This is a genomic window from Mammaliicoccus sp. FSL K6-3158 (genome assembly GCF_038005105.1).
GTDB lineage: Bacteria > Bacillota > Bacilli > Staphylococcales > Staphylococcaceae > Mammaliicoccus > Mammaliicoccus sciuri.
This window is the reverse complement of record NZ_JBBOSL010000001.1, coordinates 2,464,082-2,484,461: the sequence shown is the minus strand read 5'-3', so window position 1 is coordinate 2,484,461 and position 20,380 is coordinate 2,464,082. Positions and strand designations below refer to the sequence as shown.

General features: G+C 33.2%; 20 protein-coding genes. 16 read left to right on the top strand and 4 right to left on the bottom strand.

Translation table 11 applies throughout. The features are described from left to right. The first annotated feature begins 140 nt into the window (after positions 1 to 140). The 14 genes from licT to MHH94_RS12510 all read left to right on the top strand — a co-directional run bounded on the left by licT (position 141) and on the right by MHH94_RS12510 (position 15,178). Positions 141 to 971: a BglG family transcription antiterminator LicT gene (licT, locus tag MHH94_RS12575; protein ID WP_142391169.1), complete on the top strand. Its 831-nt coding sequence runs from the start codon at positions 141 to 143 to the stop codon at positions 969 to 971. 188 nt (positions 972 to 1,159) lie between these two features. Then, positions 1,160 to 3,070, top strand: coding sequence for a beta-glucoside-specific PTS transporter subunit IIABC (locus MHH94_RS12570; protein ID WP_058591785.1), 1,911 nt, complete (start codon positions 1,160 to 1,162; stop codon positions 3,068 to 3,070). A 13-nt stretch (positions 3,071 to 3,083) separates the two neighbouring features. Then, positions 3,084 to 4,511: a 6-phospho-beta-glucosidase gene (locus tag MHH94_RS12565; protein ID WP_126476526.1), complete on the top strand. Its 1,428-nt coding sequence runs from the start codon at positions 3,084 to 3,086 to the stop codon at positions 4,509 to 4,511. A gap of 27 nt (positions 4,512 to 4,538) precedes the next feature. After that, a complete protein-coding gene (locus tag MHH94_RS12560) occupies positions 4,539 to 5,993 on the top strand; it encodes a glycoside hydrolase family 1 protein (protein ID WP_119469651.1) in 1,455 nt (484 codons plus the stop codon). A 193-nt stretch (positions 5,994 to 6,186) separates the two neighbouring features. Further along, on the top strand, positions 6,187 to 8,130 hold the full coding sequence (locus MHH94_RS12555) for a BglG family transcription antiterminator (protein WP_107603029.1): 1,944 nt from the start codon (positions 6,187 to 6,189) through the stop codon (positions 8,128 to 8,130). A gap of 2 nt (positions 8,131 to 8,132) precedes the next feature. Then, a complete protein-coding gene (locus MHH94_RS12550; RefSeq protein WP_119469650.1) occupies positions 8,133 to 8,573 on the top strand; it encodes a PTS sugar transporter subunit IIA in 441 nt (146 codons plus the stop codon). Between the two features lies 1 nt (position 8,574). Then, a complete protein-coding gene (locus MHH94_RS12545; protein WP_025906341.1) occupies positions 8,575 to 8,859 on the top strand; it encodes a PTS sugar transporter subunit IIB in 285 nt (94 codons plus the stop codon). A 19-nt stretch (positions 8,860 to 8,878) separates the two neighbouring features. Beyond that, positions 8,879 to 10,237, top strand: coding sequence for a PTS ascorbate transporter subunit IIC (locus tag MHH94_RS12540; protein ID WP_058591789.1), 1,359 nt, complete (start codon positions 8,879 to 8,881; stop codon positions 10,235 to 10,237). Between the two features lie 198 nt (positions 10,238 to 10,435). Continuing rightward, a complete protein-coding gene (locus MHH94_RS12535) occupies positions 10,436 to 11,578 on the top strand; it encodes an NADH-dependent flavin oxidoreductase (protein WP_107609026.1) in 1,143 nt (380 codons plus the stop codon). 128 nt (positions 11,579 to 11,706) lie between these two features. Next, entirely contained in the window at positions 11,707 to 12,387 is a 681-nt protein-coding gene (rpiA, locus tag MHH94_RS12530) for a ribose-5-phosphate isomerase RpiA (protein ID WP_084755296.1), read from the top strand. Between the two features lie 92 nt (positions 12,388 to 12,479). Further along, a complete protein-coding gene (locus tag MHH94_RS12525) occupies positions 12,480 to 12,941 on the top strand; it encodes a DM13 domain-containing protein (RefSeq protein ID WP_107603025.1) in 462 nt (153 codons plus the stop codon). 72 nt (positions 12,942 to 13,013) lie between these two features. Then, positions 13,014 to 13,451: a DoxX family protein gene (locus tag MHH94_RS12520; protein WP_119469649.1), complete on the top strand. Its 438-nt coding sequence runs from the start codon at positions 13,014 to 13,016 to the stop codon at positions 13,449 to 13,451. Positions 13,452 to 13,456: 5 nt separating this feature from the next. Next, on the top strand, positions 13,457 to 14,137 hold the full coding sequence (locus MHH94_RS12515; RefSeq protein ID WP_119469648.1) for a response regulator transcription factor: 681 nt from the start codon (positions 13,457 to 13,459) through the stop codon (positions 14,135 to 14,137). After that, positions 14,138 to 15,178 carry a sensor histidine kinase gene (locus MHH94_RS12510; RefSeq protein WP_119469647.1) on the top strand — a complete coding sequence of 347 codons (1,041 nt, stop codon included), beginning with the start codon at positions 14,138 to 14,140 and terminating at the stop codon, positions 15,176 to 15,178. Positions 15,179 to 15,231: 53 nt separating this feature from the next. Here the strand turns inward: MHH94_RS12510 and MHH94_RS12505 are convergent, their stop codons facing one another. Further along, positions 15,232 to 16,734 (bottom strand): glycosyltransferase, encoded by a 1,503-nt coding sequence (locus tag MHH94_RS12505; protein WP_340841315.1) that lies wholly within the window; start codon positions 16,732 to 16,734, stop codon positions 15,232 to 15,234. Between the two features lie 208 nt (positions 16,735 to 16,942). Here MHH94_RS12505 and MHH94_RS12500 point away from each other — a divergent pair, with 208 nt between their 5' ends. Next, positions 16,943 to 17,596 carry a CPBP family intramembrane glutamic endopeptidase gene (locus MHH94_RS12500; RefSeq protein WP_153653667.1) on the top strand — a complete coding sequence of 218 codons (654 nt, stop codon included), beginning with the start codon at positions 16,943 to 16,945 and terminating at the stop codon, positions 17,594 to 17,596. Between the two features lie 291 nt (positions 17,597 to 17,887). On the opposite strand, the gene MHH94_RS12495 is transcribed toward MHH94_RS12500, so the two are convergent. From MHH94_RS12495 to MHH94_RS12485, 3 genes are all read right to left on the bottom strand, one after another. Next, the gene (locus tag MHH94_RS12495; RefSeq protein WP_078355084.1) at positions 17,888 to 18,301 is read right to left on the bottom strand and encodes an Rrf2 family transcriptional regulator; all 414 of its coding nucleotides are present in this window, start codon (positions 18,299 to 18,301) and stop codon (positions 17,888 to 17,890) included. Between the two features lie 69 nt (positions 18,302 to 18,370). After that, positions 18,371 to 19,000, bottom strand: coding sequence for an NAD(P)-dependent oxidoreductase (locus MHH94_RS12490; protein ID WP_058591797.1), 630 nt, complete (start codon positions 18,998 to 19,000; stop codon positions 18,371 to 18,373). A 132-nt stretch (positions 19,001 to 19,132) separates the two neighbouring features. Next, a complete protein-coding gene (locus MHH94_RS12485) occupies positions 19,133 to 19,573 on the bottom strand; it encodes a hypothetical protein (RefSeq protein WP_048541671.1) in 441 nt (146 codons plus the stop codon). Positions 19,574 to 19,785: 212 nt separating this feature from the next. Here MHH94_RS12485 and MHH94_RS12480 point away from each other — a divergent pair, with 212 nt between their 5' ends. Then, positions 19,786 to 20,340: a GNAT family N-acetyltransferase gene (locus MHH94_RS12480; RefSeq protein WP_106417501.1), complete on the top strand. Its 555-nt coding sequence runs from the start codon at positions 19,786 to 19,788 to the stop codon at positions 20,338 to 20,340. Positions 20,341 to 20,380 lie beyond the last annotated feature (40 nt).

The window sequence follows — 20,380 nt, the reverse complement described above, 5'->3', positions numbered from 1 at the left end:
CCACTGCCATAAACCTCCGACTCACAAAAAAATATAAGAACTGAATTAAAACAACTATATAAATTATTTCATTATTTTTAATTCTTGCTATAATGATAATTAATTGAAAAGTCAGTACATTTATTGGAAGGGTGAATGTCGTGAAGATTACGAAAATCTTAAATAACAATGTTGTAATTTCTAAGATTAATGGGGAAGAGCGCATTGTTATGGGTGCTGGTATTGCTTTTGGGAAGAAGAATGGCCAGGCTATTGAGAAAGATAAAATTGATAAGATTTTTAGAATGACGAGTGATGAACAAGAAAGAATGCTTACTTTAATTAAAGAATTAGATGATGATGTATTACTAATTTCTCAGGAAATTATTGTTGAAGCGAATAAACTTTATAAGGAACCATTGTCTGAATCCATTTATATAGCGTTAACGGATCATATTAATTATGCAATTAAACGTCATAAAGAAGGTACGGTGATTAATAATCCTTTGCTTTATGAAATTAAGCGATTATATCCAGATGAATATAAAATTGGTTTGTTCGGTATTGATAAAGTAGCTAAACATTTTAATCTTGATATGCCTAAAGACGAAGCTGGCTTTATCGCGATGCATATTGTCAATGCGAATATGAACGAGTCTATCTCAAACGTTTATGAAATTACAAAAATCACCCAGAGTATTGTAAATTTGGTTAGATATCATTTTAATTTAGATATCTCTGAAGAAGAATTAAGCTACGCGCGTTTTATTACACATTTAAAATTCTTCAGTCAGAGATTAATTAATTCTGAAAGTTTAGAAGAAGTGATGGATATATCATTATTGTCATCGTTACAGAAAAAATACAGTGAATCCAATCGTTGTGTCGATAAAATTGGTGATTTTTTAAAAAGAAATTATAATCACGATTTATCTAATGACGAAAGGGTTTATCTTATTTTACATATCGCTCGTTTATTAAAATCTTCATGAAAGCGTTGACAAATAAAATGTAAGCGTTATAATAAGTTTAAATTAATAAACAATTACTTTAAACGGCAAGTGAATTTGCTGTTTGGGATTGTAACTTTAAGTAGGCAAAACCCAGAGTAATGCATAACGAACATTGGGATTCGTATGTATTATTCTGGGTTTTTTTCTATGAAAATGGAGGGATTTAAATGAAGTATGAAGCGTTAGCAAAAGATATCGTAGAGAAAGTCGGTGGCAAAGAAAATATCAATTCTTTAACACATTGTATTACAAGATTAAGATTTCAGCTGAAAGATACGGGAAAAGCTGATACAGAATATTTAAAGAATAAGGAAGGTATTGTGACGGTTATGGAATCAGGTGGCCAATATCAAGTTGTAATTGGTAATCACGTTCCAGATGTGTACGATGCAGTTCGTAAAGAAGCGAATATTAGTGATGGTGCTTCTAGTAGTAGTTCATCAAGTAACGGATCATTATTTAATCGCTTTATTGATTTGATTTCAGGTATATTCCAACCAATTTTAGGCGTGTTAGCTGCAGCGGGGATGATCAAAGGTTTTGCAGCATTATTTTTAGCAGTTGGTTGGCTTACAGAGAAGTCGGGAACATATCAAATTATGCATGCAATTGGTGATGCATTATTCTACTTCTTCCCAATATTCTTAGGTTTAACAGCAGCGAAAAAATTTGGCTCTAATCAGTTTATTGGTATGGCATTAGGTGCAGCACTTGTTTATCCAACGCTTGTAAGTGCAATGGCGTTAGGTAATGAAAATGCAACAATGCTCTTTAGCGGGACATTCTTTGAATCAGAAAGTGCTTTAACATTTTTAGGCATTCCAGTCATATCAATGACTTATACACAAAGTGTTATTCCAATTGTGTTCTCAGTATTCTTCGCATCTAAATTAGAGAAATTCTTGAAGAAAGTTATACCAGATGTCGTGAAGACGTTCTTAGTACCATTCTTCACATTAATCATTATTGTGCCATTAACATTCTTAATTATTGGACCTATCTCTACATGGGCAGCCAATTTAATTGGTGCAGGCGCATTAGGTTTATATAACTTTAGTCCATTATTTGCGGGACTATTGGTTGGCGCATTCTGGCAAGTCCTTGTTATCTTCGGTTTACATTGGGGACTAGTAGCCATAGCCATTAATAATGTTTCAACATCAGGCTTCGATATTATTATACCTTTAACATTTGCTGCTTCATTTGCACAAACAGGTATTGTGTTAGGTATATTCTTTAGAACAAAGAATAAGCAACTTAAATCTTTAACTATTCCAGCATTTGTGTCAGGAATTTTTGGCGTAACAGAGCCAGCTATTTATGGTATTACTTTACCTAGAAAGAAACCATTTATTTATAGCTGTATTTTAGCGGGTATAACTGGTGCTATGATCGGCTGGGCAGGTACGAAAATGTTCTTTATGGGTGGACTTGGTATCTTCGGATATACAATGTTTATCGGTGACACAGGATTAGATATGGCATTCTGGATGTCATTAATCGCAACAGGTATCGCATTAGTACTTGGTTTAATTGTCGGTTATTTAACGCATAGTGATAAGAAAGAAGCAACAATTGATAAAGGTGCTAACGCTGGAGAAACAGCACAAGAATCAGTCGTAAATGATGTATTAGTAGAATCGCCAGTATCAGGCAATGTTGTAGATTTAACAACGATTCAAGATCCAGTCTTTTCATCTTTAGCAATGGGTAAAGGTATTGCGATTGAACCGGATAGCAATGTTGTTGTGGCACCATTTAATGGTGTTGTCGAAAGTTTATTCCCGACTGGTCATGCAATTGGATTAAAATCAGACAACGGTGCTGAAGTATTGATTCATATTGGTATTGATACAGTTAAATTAGAAGGCAAGTATTTTAAACCGCTTGTATCACAAGGAGAAACAGTTGAAGTCGGACAACCTTTAATTGAATTCGATAGAGAAGCAATTAAGCAAGAAGGATACGATACAGTTATTCCGGTTGTTGTTACAAATTCTAATTTAGCAAAAGATGTCGTTCTTGAAGATCACAAAACGATTGAAACAGGTAAACATATATTAACGGTTATTTTATAGAGGAGGATTTGAAATGAGTTTAAGTAAAGATTTCTTATGGGGTGGCGCAGTAGCAGCCAATCAATGTGAAGGTGCCTATGATGTAGATGGTAAAGGATTAAGTTTAGTGGATGTACTACCAGCAGGAGAAGAAAGACAAATTCCATTATTCAATCCAGCAAAAGGTTTAAAAGAAACATTCGATTACTATCCAAGTCATGAATCGATTGATTTTTATCATCGTTATGAAGAAGATATTAAACTATTTGCAGAAATGGGCTATAAAGTGTTGAGAATGTCAATTTCATGGCCAAGAATTTTCCCGAAAGGTGACGAAGCTGAACCGAATGAACAAGGCTTAGCTTTTTATGATAAAGTGTTCGACACTTTAAAAGCTTATGACATTGAACCTTTAGTAACATTAAATCATTTTGATACACCACTTTATTTAGCTCAAGAATACGGTGGATGGTATAACAGAAAAACGATTGATTTCTTCGTAAACTACAGTCGAGTTGTATTTGAACGTTACAAAGATAAAGTGAAATATTGGTTAACACATAACGAGATCAACATGATTTTACACATACCTTATATTGGTGGTGGGCTCATTATTGAAGATGAAGCTAATGCTGAACAAATTAAATATCAAGCTGCACATCATTTATTAGTTGGTTCAAGTCTTGCTACTAAAGTCGGTAAAGAAATTAATCCAGATTTCCAAATTGGTTGTATGTTAGCCGCTGGAGAAGTTTATCCGAATACTTGTCATCCACAAGATATGTTAGCAGCACTTCAGAAAAATAGGGAACAATATATCTTTATTGATGTGCAATCAAGAGGTGAATATCCAAGTTATAGTAAACGCATGTTTGAAGAATTAGGTGTAGAGATTCAACAAGAACAAGGCGATGCAGAAATATTAAAAGCACATACTGTTGATTTTATTTCATTCTCGTACTATTCAAGTAGATTAGAAAGTGGAGATGAAGAAGTTAATAAACAAAAAGGTGCCGGCAACGCATTTGCATCATTAAAGAACCCTTACTTAGAAGCATCAGATTGGGGTTGGCAAATTGACCCAGTAGGATTACGCGTTACAATGAATCAAATTTATGATCGCTACCAAAAACCATTATTTATTGTAGAAAATGGACTTGGTGCGAAAGATGAAGTAACTGAAGACGGTAAGATTCATGATGAATATCGAATTAAATATTTAAGTGAACATTTAGATCAAATGATTGAAGCCGTTAAAGACGGTGTTGAATTATTAGGCTATACATCTTGGGGTTGTATTGACCTTGTTTCAGCAGGTAGCGGAGAAATGAAGAAACGTTATGGCTTTATCTATGTTGATCGTGATAATCGAGGTAACGGTACTTTAGACCGTACACCTAAAGATTCATTCTATTGGTATCAAAAAGTGATTCAAACAAATGGTGAAGACTTAAGTTATTAAATATTAACTATCAAAGGAGTAATGAATATGGAGACGAACACTGGATTTAAAGATGGCTTTTTATGGGGTGGCGCAACTGCAGCCAATCAAATAGAAGGTGCATTTGATGAAGATGGTAAAGGTTTATCAAGCGCGGACTTTGTAGAGTATATTCCGAAAGATCAAAGAACGAAAGATAATCATATGGAAGTGACAACTGAACATATTCAGAAAGTGTTGAGTGGTGAACATACCGGTCGATTCCCTAAAAGAGAAGGTATTGATTTTTATCACCGTTATGAAGAAGATATTCAATTATTAGCTGAAATGGGATTTAAAGCATTTAGATTATCTATTCATTGGTCTAGAATTTTCCCTAAAGGATATGAAGCAGAACCAAATGAAGCGGGATTAGCATTTTATGAGAAAGTGTTCAAAACATTAAAATCATATAATATCGAACCTGTTGTCACTTTGAGTCACTATGAAACGCCATATGGTTTAACAGAGCGATATAATGGATGGATAGATCGCGCAGTTGTTGGACACTTCGAGCATTATGCTAAGACTGTGTTTAACCGATATAAAGGTTTAGTTAAATATTGGATGACATTTAACGAAATCAATATTATTAATATTTCACCATTTACAGGTGGCGGTATCATTTCAGATAAATTAGAGAATCCGACAGAAGCATCTTATCAAGCGCTACATCATCAATTATTAGCATCTAGTTTAGCAACAAAAGCTCTTAGAGAAATTGATGCAGATGCACAAATTGGTTGTATGTTAGCGAGAATGAAACATTATCCATATACATGTAATCCAGAAGATGTATTAAAAGCTATGCAAGAAGATCAAATGAATCTACTTTATACAGATGTTCACGCATTAGGAGAATATCCGAACTACTATAAACAATTTTTAAAAGAAAATGATTTTTCATTAAAAATTGAAGATGGTGACTTAGAAATACTTAAAGCATATACAGTTGATTATATTTCATTTAGTTATTATATGTCGTTACTATCCGCAAACAGTGAAGAAGGAGAAGTAACAGAAGGCAACTTGATGAATAGTTTGAAAAATCCATACTTAGAAGCATCAGATTGGGGTTGGCAAATAGATCCAATAGGACTCCGTATCGTGTTAAATGAATTCTGGGATAGATATCATAAACCATTATTCATTGTAGAAAATGGATTAGGTGCGAAAGACGTCGTAGAAGAAGATGGAAGCATTCATGATACTTATAGAATAGATTATTTACAAAAACATATACAAGAAATGAAAAAAGCCGTACAAGACGGTGTAGATTTAATGGGATACTTAGCATGGGGCCCAATCGATTTAGTATCAATGTCTACTAGTGAGATGAGTAAACGTTACGGATTTATATATGTCGATAAAGATGATGATGGTAACGGAACGGGTAATAGATCTAAAAAAGATTCTTTCGAATGGTACAAAGAGGTTATCTTAACAAACGGCGCGCAATTATAGAATGGTGTGAACAACTAAATAGCTGATTTAATAAAAATTCGCATAATCTGACCACAATCAGATTATGCGGTTTTTTTATGCAATAATGCAATCAGTTGCATTGATGTGAAATGTTTCGGATTATATAACGAAGTAGATTACACATCTATAACAATCAGTAAACGCTTACAATAAATGCAGGGAGGTTATTTGATTGCTTAGTAAACGACAGAGAAATATATTGTCTTATTTATCATCTGAGAACAACTTCGTCACGATTTCTGAATTGGCATCTTTATTTCAAGTGAGTGAACGTACGATTCAATATGATTTAGAATATATCGAATCCTTTAAAGACAAATTGAATATTGATGTTGAAAGAAATAAAAGTTTAGGCGTCAAATTATCACATAAAGAAAGCTACATGGCATCAAATGATGTTGAGTTAGATATTCATTATTCCAAGAATGAAAGAAAAGAACAGATTATTCTAAGATTATTTGAATCAACACATCCAATCAGTTCTCAAAGTTTAGCAGATTTGTTAAATGTATCACGACGAACGGTTGTAGATGATTTAAAAAGTGTTCAAGCTTGGTTAGAAATGTATGGCCTTATGCTTGAATATAAAAAGAACAAAGGTTTTGTAATTGAAGGTAATGAAAAGCAGCTTAGAGAAGCGTATGCGCATGTGGTGAATGAATACTTTAAGAAATCTACTGCACAAATTGGTATTGAAGTATTCTCGAAAGAAGAGCTTGAGAAAATACGACGAGCTGTGATTACGACCATTAATAATCAAGATTTTCAATTAGTTCAAGTTGGTATTGATGGATTAATATATCACATTATTATTGCCATTCATCGTGCCAAAGCAGAATTTGTATTTGAAATCCCTGATGAAGAGTATAAGCGGCTACGTAAGACAGAGGCATTTCAAATTGCCATTCAAATAACTGCCGAGTTAGAAAAGTTATTTGATATCGTATTTCCTAAAAGTGAAGCGGCATTTATAACTTTGCATTTATTAGGTGCACGTGTAAACAAGTATCATCAAGAACAATCACAACAAAATATTACGGAACTATCTAAATTATTTATTCAAAAGGTCAGTGCTCAAATAGGTGTTCCACTAATGCATGATCATAAATTGATAACAGGACTTGTCACACATTTACAACCGGCAATTCATCGTATGTCATTCAATATGCAACATGAAAACCCACTAAAGCAAGAGATATTAAGAGAATATTATGAAGTCGTTTTAGCGATTAAACAACAAGTTTGGATATTTGAAGAAACCTATCAAGTTAAATTCAACGAAGATGAAATTGCATATTTAGCACTTCATATTGCATCTACAATAGAACGCATGTCTAACGAGGAAACGACACATATTAAAGTCATCTTATTATGTGGTTCTGGCGTTGGGACATCACAATTGTTGAAAAGTCGAATAAAAAATATTTACCCAGAGTTAGAAATATTAGATGCCTTTTCAATATATGACATTTCAGAAAGCTTTTTGAAATCTCATGGTGTAGATTATATACTGTCGACCGTTCCAGTAGAAGGTTTTTCAGTGCCTACGATAGAAGTGTCACCATTCTTGAATAAAGATGATAGAAACAAGATCAATGAAATGATTAATGATTATAGAGAACGATATATATCCAGTTTCAAAACGGTCGGTCCGAGTTTAGAAGACGTCATTCCAGAAGAACATATCGAAACACACGTGAAAGCTGGAAGTAGAAATGAAGCCATCCAAAAGAGTGTTGAAATGCTGGTGAATTCAAAACATGTAAATGCTCAATATGGTACCGATATTATGAAGCATTTAGATAAATTTGGACCGTATATGGTCATTGGTCCGAATATTGCTTTACTGCATTCGAATTTTGAAAATGTAAATGTACCGGTCAGCATGTCTATTACACATTTCGAGGATGGTATAGACTTCGGACATGATAGATTTGATCCTGTAAAAGTTGTGATTACACTTGCGACGAGCCAACCACAAATACATTTGAATGCACTTGGTCAGTTGAGTCAAATCATTATGGATGAAGACGCAAGGGCAGAATTAATGAAAGGCGAAAAAGCAGTAATACGACAACTCATAAAAAAAGCAAGCCAAAGTGAGGAGAGTGTCTAAATTTGACCTTGATTATAAAAGAAGAACACATTCAAATTAAAGAAAAAGTATCCAATTGGGAAGAGAGTATTCAAATTGCAGCTCAGCCGTTATTGGAAGTGGGTTATTTTAATCAAGCTTATATCAATTCAATGATTCAAAGTGTGCATGATATGGGACCATACATTGTTATTGCGCCAGAGATTGCGATTGCACATGCAAGACCGAATGATGATGTTCATAAAGTAGGATTAAGCTTACTTAAATTAAATGAACATATTAATTTCTCGGATAATAGCCATTATGCATCGTTAATATTTGTCTTAAGCGCAATTGATAACGAAGCACATCTTGAAATTTTAAGGAAATTAGCAGCTATTTTAAGCGACAAAGAAACAGTTCAATCATTGATTGACGCAAACAGTAAATCAGAAATTATCAATATATTTAAGGAGAATGATTAATATGAAAATTTTAGTAGTATGTGGACACGGTTTAGGAAGTAGTTTCATGGTAGAAATGAATGCACAAGAAGCTTTGAAGAATTTACAAGCACCATCTGATATAGAAGTAGAACACAGTGATATTATGACAGCTAGTCCAGATATGGCAGATATATTTATTTGTGGAAGAGACTTAGAAGAGAATGCGCAACGTTTAGGTGAAGTAGTCGTGTTAGATAACATTTTAGACAAAGAAGAATTACAAAACAAACTAGAAGAAAAATTAAAAGGATTGAACATATTATAAGCAAAGGGGAGACACCAACATGAATTCAATTTTAGGATTTTTTGTAGATGTATTTAGTCAACCAGCTATACTCGTAGCGCTTATCGCGTTAATCGGTTTAATTGTACAAAAGAAATCAGCAGCAGACATTACGTCAGGTACAATTAAAACGATACTCGGCTTCCTAGTCTTAAGTGCTGGGGCAGGCGTCGTAACAAATTCACTAGAACCATTTGGGAAAATGTTTCAAGAAGCATTTGGTGTTCAAGGCGTCGTGCCAAATAACGAAGCCATTATATCAATTGCGCTGAAAGATTATGGTACAACAGCAGCATTAATTATGATGTTCGGTATGCTAGTTAATATCTTTATAGCAAGATTTACAAACTTGAAATACATTTTCTTAACAGGGCATCATACATTTTACATGGCAGCGTTTCTAGCGATTCTTCTAACTGTTGGTAACATTACAGGTACGATGACAGTTGTCATGGGATCCATTATTTTAGGATTGATTATGGCTGTATTACCTGCACTTGGTCAATCTACAATGAAGAAAATTACAGGTTCTGATCAAGTAGCAATTGGTCACTTTGGAACAGTTAGTTATTGGGCAGCAGGAGAAGTTGGTAAATTATTTTCTGGGAAATCAAAATCAACAGAAGATATTAACTTCCCTAAAGGATTGAGTTTCTTAAGAGAAAGTACAATTAGTATCTCACTAACAATGATTGTTCTATATATCATAGCAGCTTTATTTGCAGGTCCAAGTTTCGTTCATTCTGAATTAAGTGATGGCACTAACTTTATTGTCTTCTCTGTTATTCAAGGCGTGACATTTGCTGCAGGTGTGTTTATCATTTTAACAGGTGTTAGACTGATCTTAGCTGAAATTGTACCAGCATTTAAAGGTATTTCTGAAAAGCTTGTACCAAATACGAAACCAGCATTAGACTGTCCTATCGTATTTCCTTATGCACAAAATGCAGTATTAATTGGATTCTTTGTAAGTTTCATTACAGGTGTCATCGGTATGTTTATTATGTTCTTAATTGGTGGCGTCGTTATATTACCTGGCGTTGTCCCACACTTCTTCTTAGGTGCAACAGCAGGTGTGTTCGGTAATGCAAGAGGTGGTATTAAAGGTGCAATAGCCGGTTCAGCATTAAATGGTATCTTAGTAACATTCTTACCATTATTACTATTACCATTCATGGGTGATTTAGGCGCAGCATCCACTACATTCTCAGACACAGACTTCTTAGCAGTCGGAATTGTAGTCGGTTATATCGCGAAATTCCTAGGAATCGCAGGTGTTATTGCAATCATTGTTATCATTGGAGCAGTTGCTGTATTATTACAACAACGTTCAAATAAAAAACTATCCGAAGAAAAGTAGAAAAAGGCTTAGGATATATTAGGAAAAACTGAACTTATTAAATTAAGTTCAGTTTTTTTCGTGTACTGGGAGTTAAAGAGGTGATAAACTCACAGCTAACAAAAAATTTCTATTTCATACCATTTCTATAAGCATTAAATTGGCATGTTATTTTCTGATGGTGGTATAGTGTTATTTCATAAGGAGGAGTTATTGAAAATGAACAAAAAATATGAACCTTTATTTAAATCTTTAAAATTACCTAATGGTGTGGAAATTAAGAATAGATTTGTGCTTGCGCCATTAACACATATTTCATCAAATGAAGATGGTACGATTTCTGATATTGAAATTCCATATATAGAAAAGCGTTCTCAAGATGTTGGTATTTCTATTACTGCTGCGAGTTATGTTGAACCGCTTGGCCAAGCTTTTCCTGGACAGCCTTCTGTATCTAAAGAAGCGGATCTTGCTGGGCTTAAGAAACAAGCTGAAGTTATGAAGAAAAATGGTGCGAAAGCTTTAATTCAAATCCATCATGGTGGTGCGATGTCATTACCTGGATTAACGCCAACTGGTGAAGCAGCTGCTCCTAGTGAAGTTGAAGTGAAGGGCTTCGGACAACAAGAAACACATGTTGCGAGAGCATTAACTGTAGAAGAAATTGAACATACTATTGAATCTTTTGCTAACGCTACTAAAATAGCAATCGATGCTGGCTTTGACGGTGTTGAAATTCATGGTGCTAACCATTATTTAATTCATCAATTCTTCTCACCTTATTACAACAGAAGAGATGATGAATGGGGCGAACATCTGAAATATCCTTTAGCAGTTATTGATGCTGTGCTTAAAGTTGTACGTGAACATGCAACACCTGACTTTATCGTAGGCTATCGCTTCTCTCCTGAAGAAGTAGAATCTCCAGGTATTTCTATGGAATTAACAGAACAACTTGTTAAGACTTTATCTGAAAAACCACTTGATTACTTACATGTGTCATTAATGGATATTCATTCAACAACAAGAGAAGGTCAATATAAAGGTGAAGAACGTATTAAATTATTATTAGAATGGATAAATGGTCGCGTGCCATTAATAGGAATTGGTTCAATCTTTACTGCTGATGATGCATTATCAGCATTTGAAACGGGTGCACCACTCATTGCACTTGGTAGAGAATTATTACTTGATTACCAATTCGTATCAAAAATCGAACAAGGAAAAGAAGACGAAATCGTTTCTGTGTTCGATCCTGAAAGAGCAGATAAACATGATTTACCAGACCCATTATGGAAACAGTTTGTAGCAGGTTTCTACCCATTACCAAGAACTGATCAAGAAACTTCTCAAACTAAATAATCCATAATTTTATATATAGTTTTGTTGCTGAGGCATTTGGTTGCCTCAGCTTTTTTGTACTCTGAACATATATTTTTGGTGTGTTAAACTTGAAACAATAATTGAAAAAATCGAATGAGGTGTTCAATGTGAATCAAGATGGTCTTAAGAGACAAGTTGCTTATGAAGCGATTAACGATATACAAGATGGTATGACGATAGGAATTGGTACAGGTTCAACTATGCATTATGCAATAGAGAAGATAGGTGAGCGTGTTAAAGATGGTCTTCAAATTAAAGGTGTACCAACATCTGAAGATACTGCTGAGTTAGCGCGTATTCATCATATTCCGCTTACTGATTTTTCAGAAGTGACTCATTTAGATTTGGTTATAGATGGTGCTGATGAAGTTGATGAAAATCTTCAATTGATTAAAGGTGGTGGTGGTGCGCTATTACGTGAAAAAATTGTTGCGAATGCAACGGATAATTTTATTGTGATTATAGATGAAACGAAATACGTTAAGACGTTAGGTAAGTTTAAGTTGCCAGTAGAAGTTGTACCTTTTGGATGGGAAATAACAGCACGTGCAATAGAAAGTTTAGGTTGCCAAGCGACATTAAGAATGAAAGATTCGAATGTATATACAACAGACAACGATCATTACATATTAGATTGTGAGTTTGGAGAGATTCATAATCCAGAACTATTAAATCAAGATTTAATATCTATTATAGGCGTTGTAGAGACCGGATTATTTATCAATATGACGAAAAAAGTATTCATGAGTCGTTCTGAAACGCAAAGTGTTGATATAATCGAGAATTAATAATGAGTTCATAGAAGTTAATAAACAGTTAATGGTTTATTGATGTCATAGAGCATAAACTTAACATATCAACTAAAGAGGAGATGTGTTAAATGAACTTAACTAAAACAACATTTGGAGCATTTGCATTAACAACAACAATATTATTAGGTGCATGTGGTAATAATGATATGCATAAAGATGATAAGATGGATACGAAAACTGAAATGAAAGATAAAGACATGAGTAAAGAAAACATGAAAGACAGTGACATGAAAGACATGGAGATGTCTGGTATGTTTAAATCTATGAATGGTGAAAAAGTAGAAGGTAAAGCAATGATTAAAGATGGTAAATTAATGCTATCAGATTTCAAATCATCAAAAGGACCTGACTTACATGTTTATTTAACTAAAGATGGCGATGTTAAAAACGGTATGAAAATTGATAAAGTAGACTACGATAAGATGGAACAAACATTTGATTTAAAAGACATGGACACGTCTAAATATAATGAAGTGACAATTTATTGTGATAAAGCACATGTTGAATTTGGTAGTGCTAAATTAAAATAAATACGTTTCACTAAGGGGGGAATTCAGTAATTCTGAGTTTCCCTTAAACTTTATAGAAGGAGAAAGCATGTCATGACAAAGATATGTACATTCATATGTTTAATCATACGCGTTTATAGTGGCTATTTAATCTATATGCAAGGTTATGAAAAATTAACTGGTGGTTTCAGTTTACAAGGATTAACGCAAGTAATCGCTCAGAATCAAGATTCTCCAATGTGGTACAAGTGGTTCTTTGAGCATATTATTGCACCTTATACGACTTTTTGGGAATGGGTTATTCCTTTAGGTGAAATATTTTTAGGATTAGCTTTAATTATCGGATTTCTGGAGTATTACGCAGCACTTTTTGGTATATTTATAATGATAAATTATATTTTAGCAGATATGATTTTTACGTATCCACTGCAACTTGTTGGTTTTATATTAATTGTATTAAATATCAGAAGTTTACGTAAATTATCATTAGCTGCTATTGTTAAGAAGTTTATGAAGAAGGAAGCGGGATAGAGATTATGGCGCATATATTAATTGTAGATGACGAACAAGATATTCTAGATATTTGTAAGACTTACTTTGAATATGAAGGGCATCAAGTTGTGACAGCATCTGATGGACAACAAGCCATTCATCAGTTGAATGACACAATTGATTTAATGATATTAGATATTATGATGCCTGAAAAAAACGGTTATGATGTCGTAAAAGAAATGAAAACACAAGAACTAGACATTCCGTTTATCTATGTAACAGCTAAGACGCAAGAACACGATACGCTTTATGCATTGACGTTAGGTGCAGACGATTATATAAAGAAACCATTCAGCCCACGTGAACTCGTGCTAAGAGCGCATAACTTATTAAATCGTACACAAAAGTATCATAAACAAGATTACTTAACATTCGGATCTTTACAATTATGTAAACAAGAAAAAATCATTAAAGTAAATGATCAAGAAGTATCATTAAGAGTAAAAGAATTTGATTTACTTTGGTATTTAGCAGATCACGAGAAAATGGTTATTTCTAAATCAGAACTACTCGAAAAAGTATGGGGATACGACTATTACGAAGATGCCAACACAGTAAATGTACATATACGTCGTATAAGAGAAAAGTTAGAACAACATCAATATGATGAATATGTTATTAAAACCGTTTGGGGATTAGGTTATAAATTTGAAAGGGCGAAATAAATGCTTACAATTCGAACACAAATTATCACTGCATTTATCAGTAGCATTGTATTAACGACAATTATTCTAGCAATTGCATATAAATGGATGTGGTTTGATGCACATACAACATTACTTTTGACGATTAGCGCGATCATTTCAAGTTGTTTAACGACAGTTATTTGTATGTTGTTTATTAATCCATTAGTTAAACGGATTAGACTGTTGAATAAGCAAACAAAATTAATAGCCAATAGACAATATAGTGAAACAGCTATAAAAATAGATAGTCCGAAAGAAATGAAAGAATTAAGTGATGCCTTTAATACTATGGCTCGTAATATTGAAGCGCAAATACAACAAGTTCAATATGAACAACAAGAAAAAAGTGAAATGGTACAAAACTTAACACACGACTTAAAGACACCATTATCGAGTATTACGTCCTATGCAGAAGGTTTAAAAGAGGGGATTATCAGTCAATCAGATGAACAACAAAAAGCTTACAGTGTCTTAATTAAACAATCTCAAAGAATTACAATGATGTTTGATGAGCTGACTAGTGTGATGGAAATTAGTCATGATCACAAACATAATTATCCATTAGAAACGATTTATTTAGATAAACTATTTGTGACGCTTTTACAATCTTATGAACAACAAATCACGAGTGAAAATCGCACGATAGATGTTAATTTATGTGAATATATCACTTACTTTAAACAAAATAAAGTACCTTTAGAACGTATACTCATGAATATTTTAGATAATGCATTTAAATATACACAACTTGGCTCGAGGATTGAAATTAAAGTTACGAAAGAAGACAGCAATATATGCGTTGCTGTTTCCGATGATGGTCCAGGTATCGCCGAGCAACATTTACATCGTATATTTGACCGAACTTATCGCGTCGAAGCTTCTAGAAACAAAGATACAGGTGGATCAGGTTTAGGTTTATATATTGCTAAGAATCTGGCCGAACAAATGGATGGTCAGCTAAAGGTAGAAAGTAAAGAGGACGTCGGTACAACATTTTATTTAACAGTACCTATGAAATAACTTAAATAAGAACCCCCAATTCAGAATGATGAATTGGGGGTTCTTATTTGAAGTTAAGATGTCACTTCACCTAATAAATGAAGCCATTTCTTAATAATTTCACTTTGTGCATATTTTTGTGATTCTGTCATACAGTTGTCTCGGAATGTTTTTTGCAGGTCAGGATTACTTAAATAAGACTTAACGGTTTCATAAAGTTTGTCTTCATCATTTCTAGGAACAAGGTAACCATTTTTACCATTAACTATCAGTTCGCTAGGTCCATAGGGAATGTCATAACTGATTGCAGGTAACCCATTTGATAAAGATTCTAGTAATGCCAATGAAAATCCTTCCATATTACTTGTAATCATACTCGCATGAAAATGATGCATTTCATTAGTAATGTTAGTGATAAACCCACGGAATTTAATATAATTTTCTAAATTTAATGAATCAGTTAATTCTTTTAGCTTTTTCAATTCGCCACCAAATCCAAATAAATGCAGTTCAATTTCGTCGAAATCGTCTTTCAGTTTATTGACGAGTCGAATTTGATGATCAAGTTGTTTCTCAGGTGCATATCGTGCAATGGACATTAGTTTCAGAGGGCCATCAGGCACAACAGGTGTAAAATTTGGCTCTCTTTGTTGAGCATATCCAACTGGAATATTAAAGACAGGTATTTTCGATTGAATACGTTTCTCTACATCTTTCTTTTGTTGAACAGTTGATACTAAAATACCAGAAAAGCGGTCTAAGTTATTAAAGACACAGTTATAAATATTTTTAATATCTGAACCTTCAATATCATTGTTATTTTTCACATGTGTACTATGTAATACAGAAATAACCGGCACTTTTTTGTCTGTGATTAAGAAAGGTGGAGAAGTGATGGCAGTCTTATCACTAAAGAACAAGTCACCGTCTTTGTATAACTGTTCATAGAAGAATGCTGTTAGTTCATTTGTATTATCAAATGTATAATCTTTAGCGTTATAATCAAAGAGCATTATTCGAGTGACAACTTCTTTTTCTTGATAAGGATCAAAGTAAATTTCGAGTTTTACTTTACCGCTCGGTGTTAAATATGTATCACATACAGGCATTTCTTTAGTACGCATATATCTAACACGACTTAAGAAACCTCTAGAATCGTAATATTCTCGTTTCATTTTTACATTTCTCGTATCAAAGTAGTTAACATAGTCTAATAATTTATAGTCCGAATCACGGAAACTTGCATATATAATTCTTACACCATTTTGATATACTCTTAAATCATTTGTATTAGGAACATATTTAATCTCATAATTAAGATCATCTTCCCAAAATGCTATCCAGTCTCTAACCGTATTAATTTGAACGTTGATCGATTCCTGGAAAAAATCATACATAGAAAAGACTTGTTTACTTACGCCGAATGTATGGGCATTTTTATGTAAACTTGAATTCCAAGCTAACGTGATAATTTTAGCTTCCAAGTTGAAATCATTAAATAATTTTAGCCTGTTTATGACAGACTTTTCAATACCTGTTATTTTATGATTGATATTATTTACAATAAAATAGTTCACTTTGAAATCACCTGCAAAATAAAATTTTATATACATATAATATACGTCATTTTTTGTGGTAATGTTAGTGTAGTTTGTTAAAAATTTACAAATAGTTTGTTTTAAAAGAAGCTATAGATCGCTATTTCTTCAAAATTTTTGTTATAATAAATGAAATACATTTATTTATAAAAATAATCTGTTAATTTATTGAAATGAGGATAAATAAATGAGTATGAAACAAATATTCGAAGATAATGAGCCGATTTTTCAAAATCAATCGAAGTATGTGACCTTGAAGTCATGTTTGCTCATTATAATATGTATGGGTACATATACATCGATTGCGTTAGCTAGCAATTGGTTCATTGTATTAATAGGATGTTTATTATTTAGCCTGTTATTTTATTTAATACATAGATTCCAATTACAACTCATTAAATTGGAATCTTTAAAGAAAGAAGACATCATTTATACACTGAGTACATTAGGTATCGCACTTATCATGTATTGGTCTGTATCAGCAATAATAGGACAACCACAAAATCAAATGGAAGTATATAAAGATTTAAACACATTACCTCTATACATCTCTATTATTATATTTGTGATACTAGGACCATTTTTCGAAGAACTTATATTTCGAGGTTTCATTCTAAAAGGAGTGTTTAAAGGACATCTATTAATAGGATATATCGTATCTAGCGTACTATTTGGATTGTTACATGGACCATCAAGTATAGGTGAGTTTATCATTTACTTTGGATTAGGATTATTATTTGGTGCACTTTATTTAAAGACCAACCGATTAGAAGTAGCCATAGTAGCGCATGGATTAAATAATTTCATACATATTCTTATATATTTGGTGTTTTTTAATTAGATATCGTGCGCTAAGGTACAAAATAAGGGTGTATCGCACGAAGACTGAGAGATATCGTGCGCTAAGGCACAAAATAAGGGTGTATCGCACGAAGACTGAGAGATATCGTGCGCTAAGGCACAAAATAAGGGTGTATCACACGAAGACTGAGAGATATCGTGCGCTAAGGCACAAAATAGGGGTGTATCGCACGAAGACTGAGAGATATCGTGCGCTCCTCATTTTATACAGAAAAAAAGCTGGAGACATCTGTTGTTAAAGATGTCTCCAGCTTTTTCTATATAATTAAAATTACTGTACGGTATCAGTCATTTTAGATGTTAAATCTAATATGGATGTTTGATTGAGTGTATCAATAATTTGTTGATCCACTTGTGTGTAAACATCATCTAATGCAGACTGTATATTTTGACCGATAATACAATCTGGATTTGTGTCTTGGTGAATTTTAGCGAAATGCTCTTCATCTTGAATAAGTTTATAAACTTCGCCTAATAAGATTTGCTCTGCTGATTGAGCGAGTCGATAGCCAGATTTACCTTGTTGGCTTTCGATTAAGTTACCATTTCTTAAATATTTACATATTTTTCTTACAAGTGTAGGGTTACTATTAATGCTACCTGCTATAAATTTACTGGATATAGGTTCTTTATTAACAGATAATAATGATAATATATGAATTGCTACTGATATTTGTGTATTCACGCTTTTCACCTCTTAGATTCCTTATTTATTATAACTTTGAGAGATGAGAATTGCGATAGTAAATGCGAATTATTTTGATAATACTGAAATTCTTTCTTGGATATGCTTGCCTTCAGTTGCTTCATCTACTAATGCAATGGCGTAATCAGCATAGCTTATTTTACTTTCACCTTTATTGTTTAAAGTGAAGACTTCCCCTGCTAAAATATATTCTCCAGTTCTTTCACCATCAGCTATGAATTCTGCTGCAGGACTTATAAATGTCCAGCGTACGTCATCTCTTTTACGAAGGTCTACAAGTGCTTTACCTTGTGCTTTGGCAAGTGGTTTAAATACTTCTGGAAAATCAGGTGTATCGAATAGTTGATTTTCTAATTGATCATCAACGTATAAACTACCAGCGCCTCCGATAATGATTAATCGTGTGTTTGTGTTTGATAAAATATCACTTAAATGTTGAATAGAGTCTTGGTGTAAATGAAGTTTATCTTCTCTAATTTCACCGAAAGCATCTACAACAACATCGAATTGTGTTAAGTCTTCAGTTGTTAAATCAAAAATATCTTTAATAATAGATTGTGTTGCCACTGTTTTATTTTCGTTACGAACGATGGCTGTTACATCTAATCCTCTGTTAATTGCTTCTTCTGTAATGAGTTTACCTGCTTTACCGTTTGCTGCTATAACACCTATTTTCATTTTACATAACCTCTTTCTTGTATTTATTTTAGATACAAGTTGAGTATAATATGTATATCTGGTTTTGTCAAAGGTTTTGTGTATAAAAAAACTGCTATGTGGAAATCCACATAGCAGATGTTTATTTATATCTTACCACCAGTTGTTAGCTTGACGGAAAGCAATTGCAGCTTCGATTGAACCGTAACGTTCTTTAGCATAGTTGATCATGCCTTTAGTTTGTTCAGCGACACTACCTGTACCCCAAGATTCTTTAGTTTGACCAAGACCTCTGTAGCCGAGTTCATTTACGGCATTTGGGTTACCACTAGATTCAGGCATTACGATGTTATCCCATAATGCTTTTGTACCGCCAGCAGCGATAAACTCTTTATATACTTCACTTGTATTAGATGAATCAGTTGATTCTGTAGTTTGAGTTGCTTGAGTCGGTTGAGCGACTTGTGTAGTTGTATAGTTATAGTTTGTATTTTGATTAGAGTAGTTTGTATATTCACTTGCATCTGCTTGAGCGCCAAATCCTGAAGCAATAATCCCTGCTGCAGCTGTTGTTGCAAATAATAATTTCTTCATAAATAAATTTCCTCCATGAGCTATTTAAAGCGTTTATATATTTTGTATCTTTATTACTTCATACACTCTAACACCATTTTTGATATCATAGGTTACAGGAGAATAAAAATAAAATTTCTTTTATGACAGTCAGATTAAAAAGATAATAGGTATATGACAAGTTGTAATTTGAAACGTTTACAGTAACTTTATAGAAATAGAGGTGTATTATTATGGAAAGAATTAAGCTTAAGATGATTAGAAATCATTTAGACAACATACCTGAATATGAATTACCAGAAGGATACTCAATTAGAATGTTTGAAGAAGGGGACGAACGTCTTTGGGCAGAAGTTGAAACGGCTGCAGGGGAATTTTCAAATATAGATGAAGCATTGCAAAGGTTTCATAAAGAATTTGGCTCTCATATAGAAGAAATGAAATATAGATGTTTATTTATTGAGAATAATTCAGGTGACGTAATAGGGACGACAACAGCATGGTTCGGTCAATTACCTTTAACAGACTTACATATAGGTAGAATACATTTCGTAGCCATTAAACCGGAATATCAAGGTAAGAAATTATCAAAGCCATTATTAAGTGCAGCACTTAACAAAATAATTGAGCTTGGTCATAAAGAAGTGTATTTAACGACACAAACAACCAGTTATCCAGCCATTAATATGTATTTAAATTATGGTTTCGAACCATATGACCCAGACAACTCGGATCAAAAAGGTTGGTTGATGATGGAAGATATATTAAATAGGAAGTTAAACGTATAAAAAATGCCCCTATACCATTATTCCCGTGGTATAGGGGCAT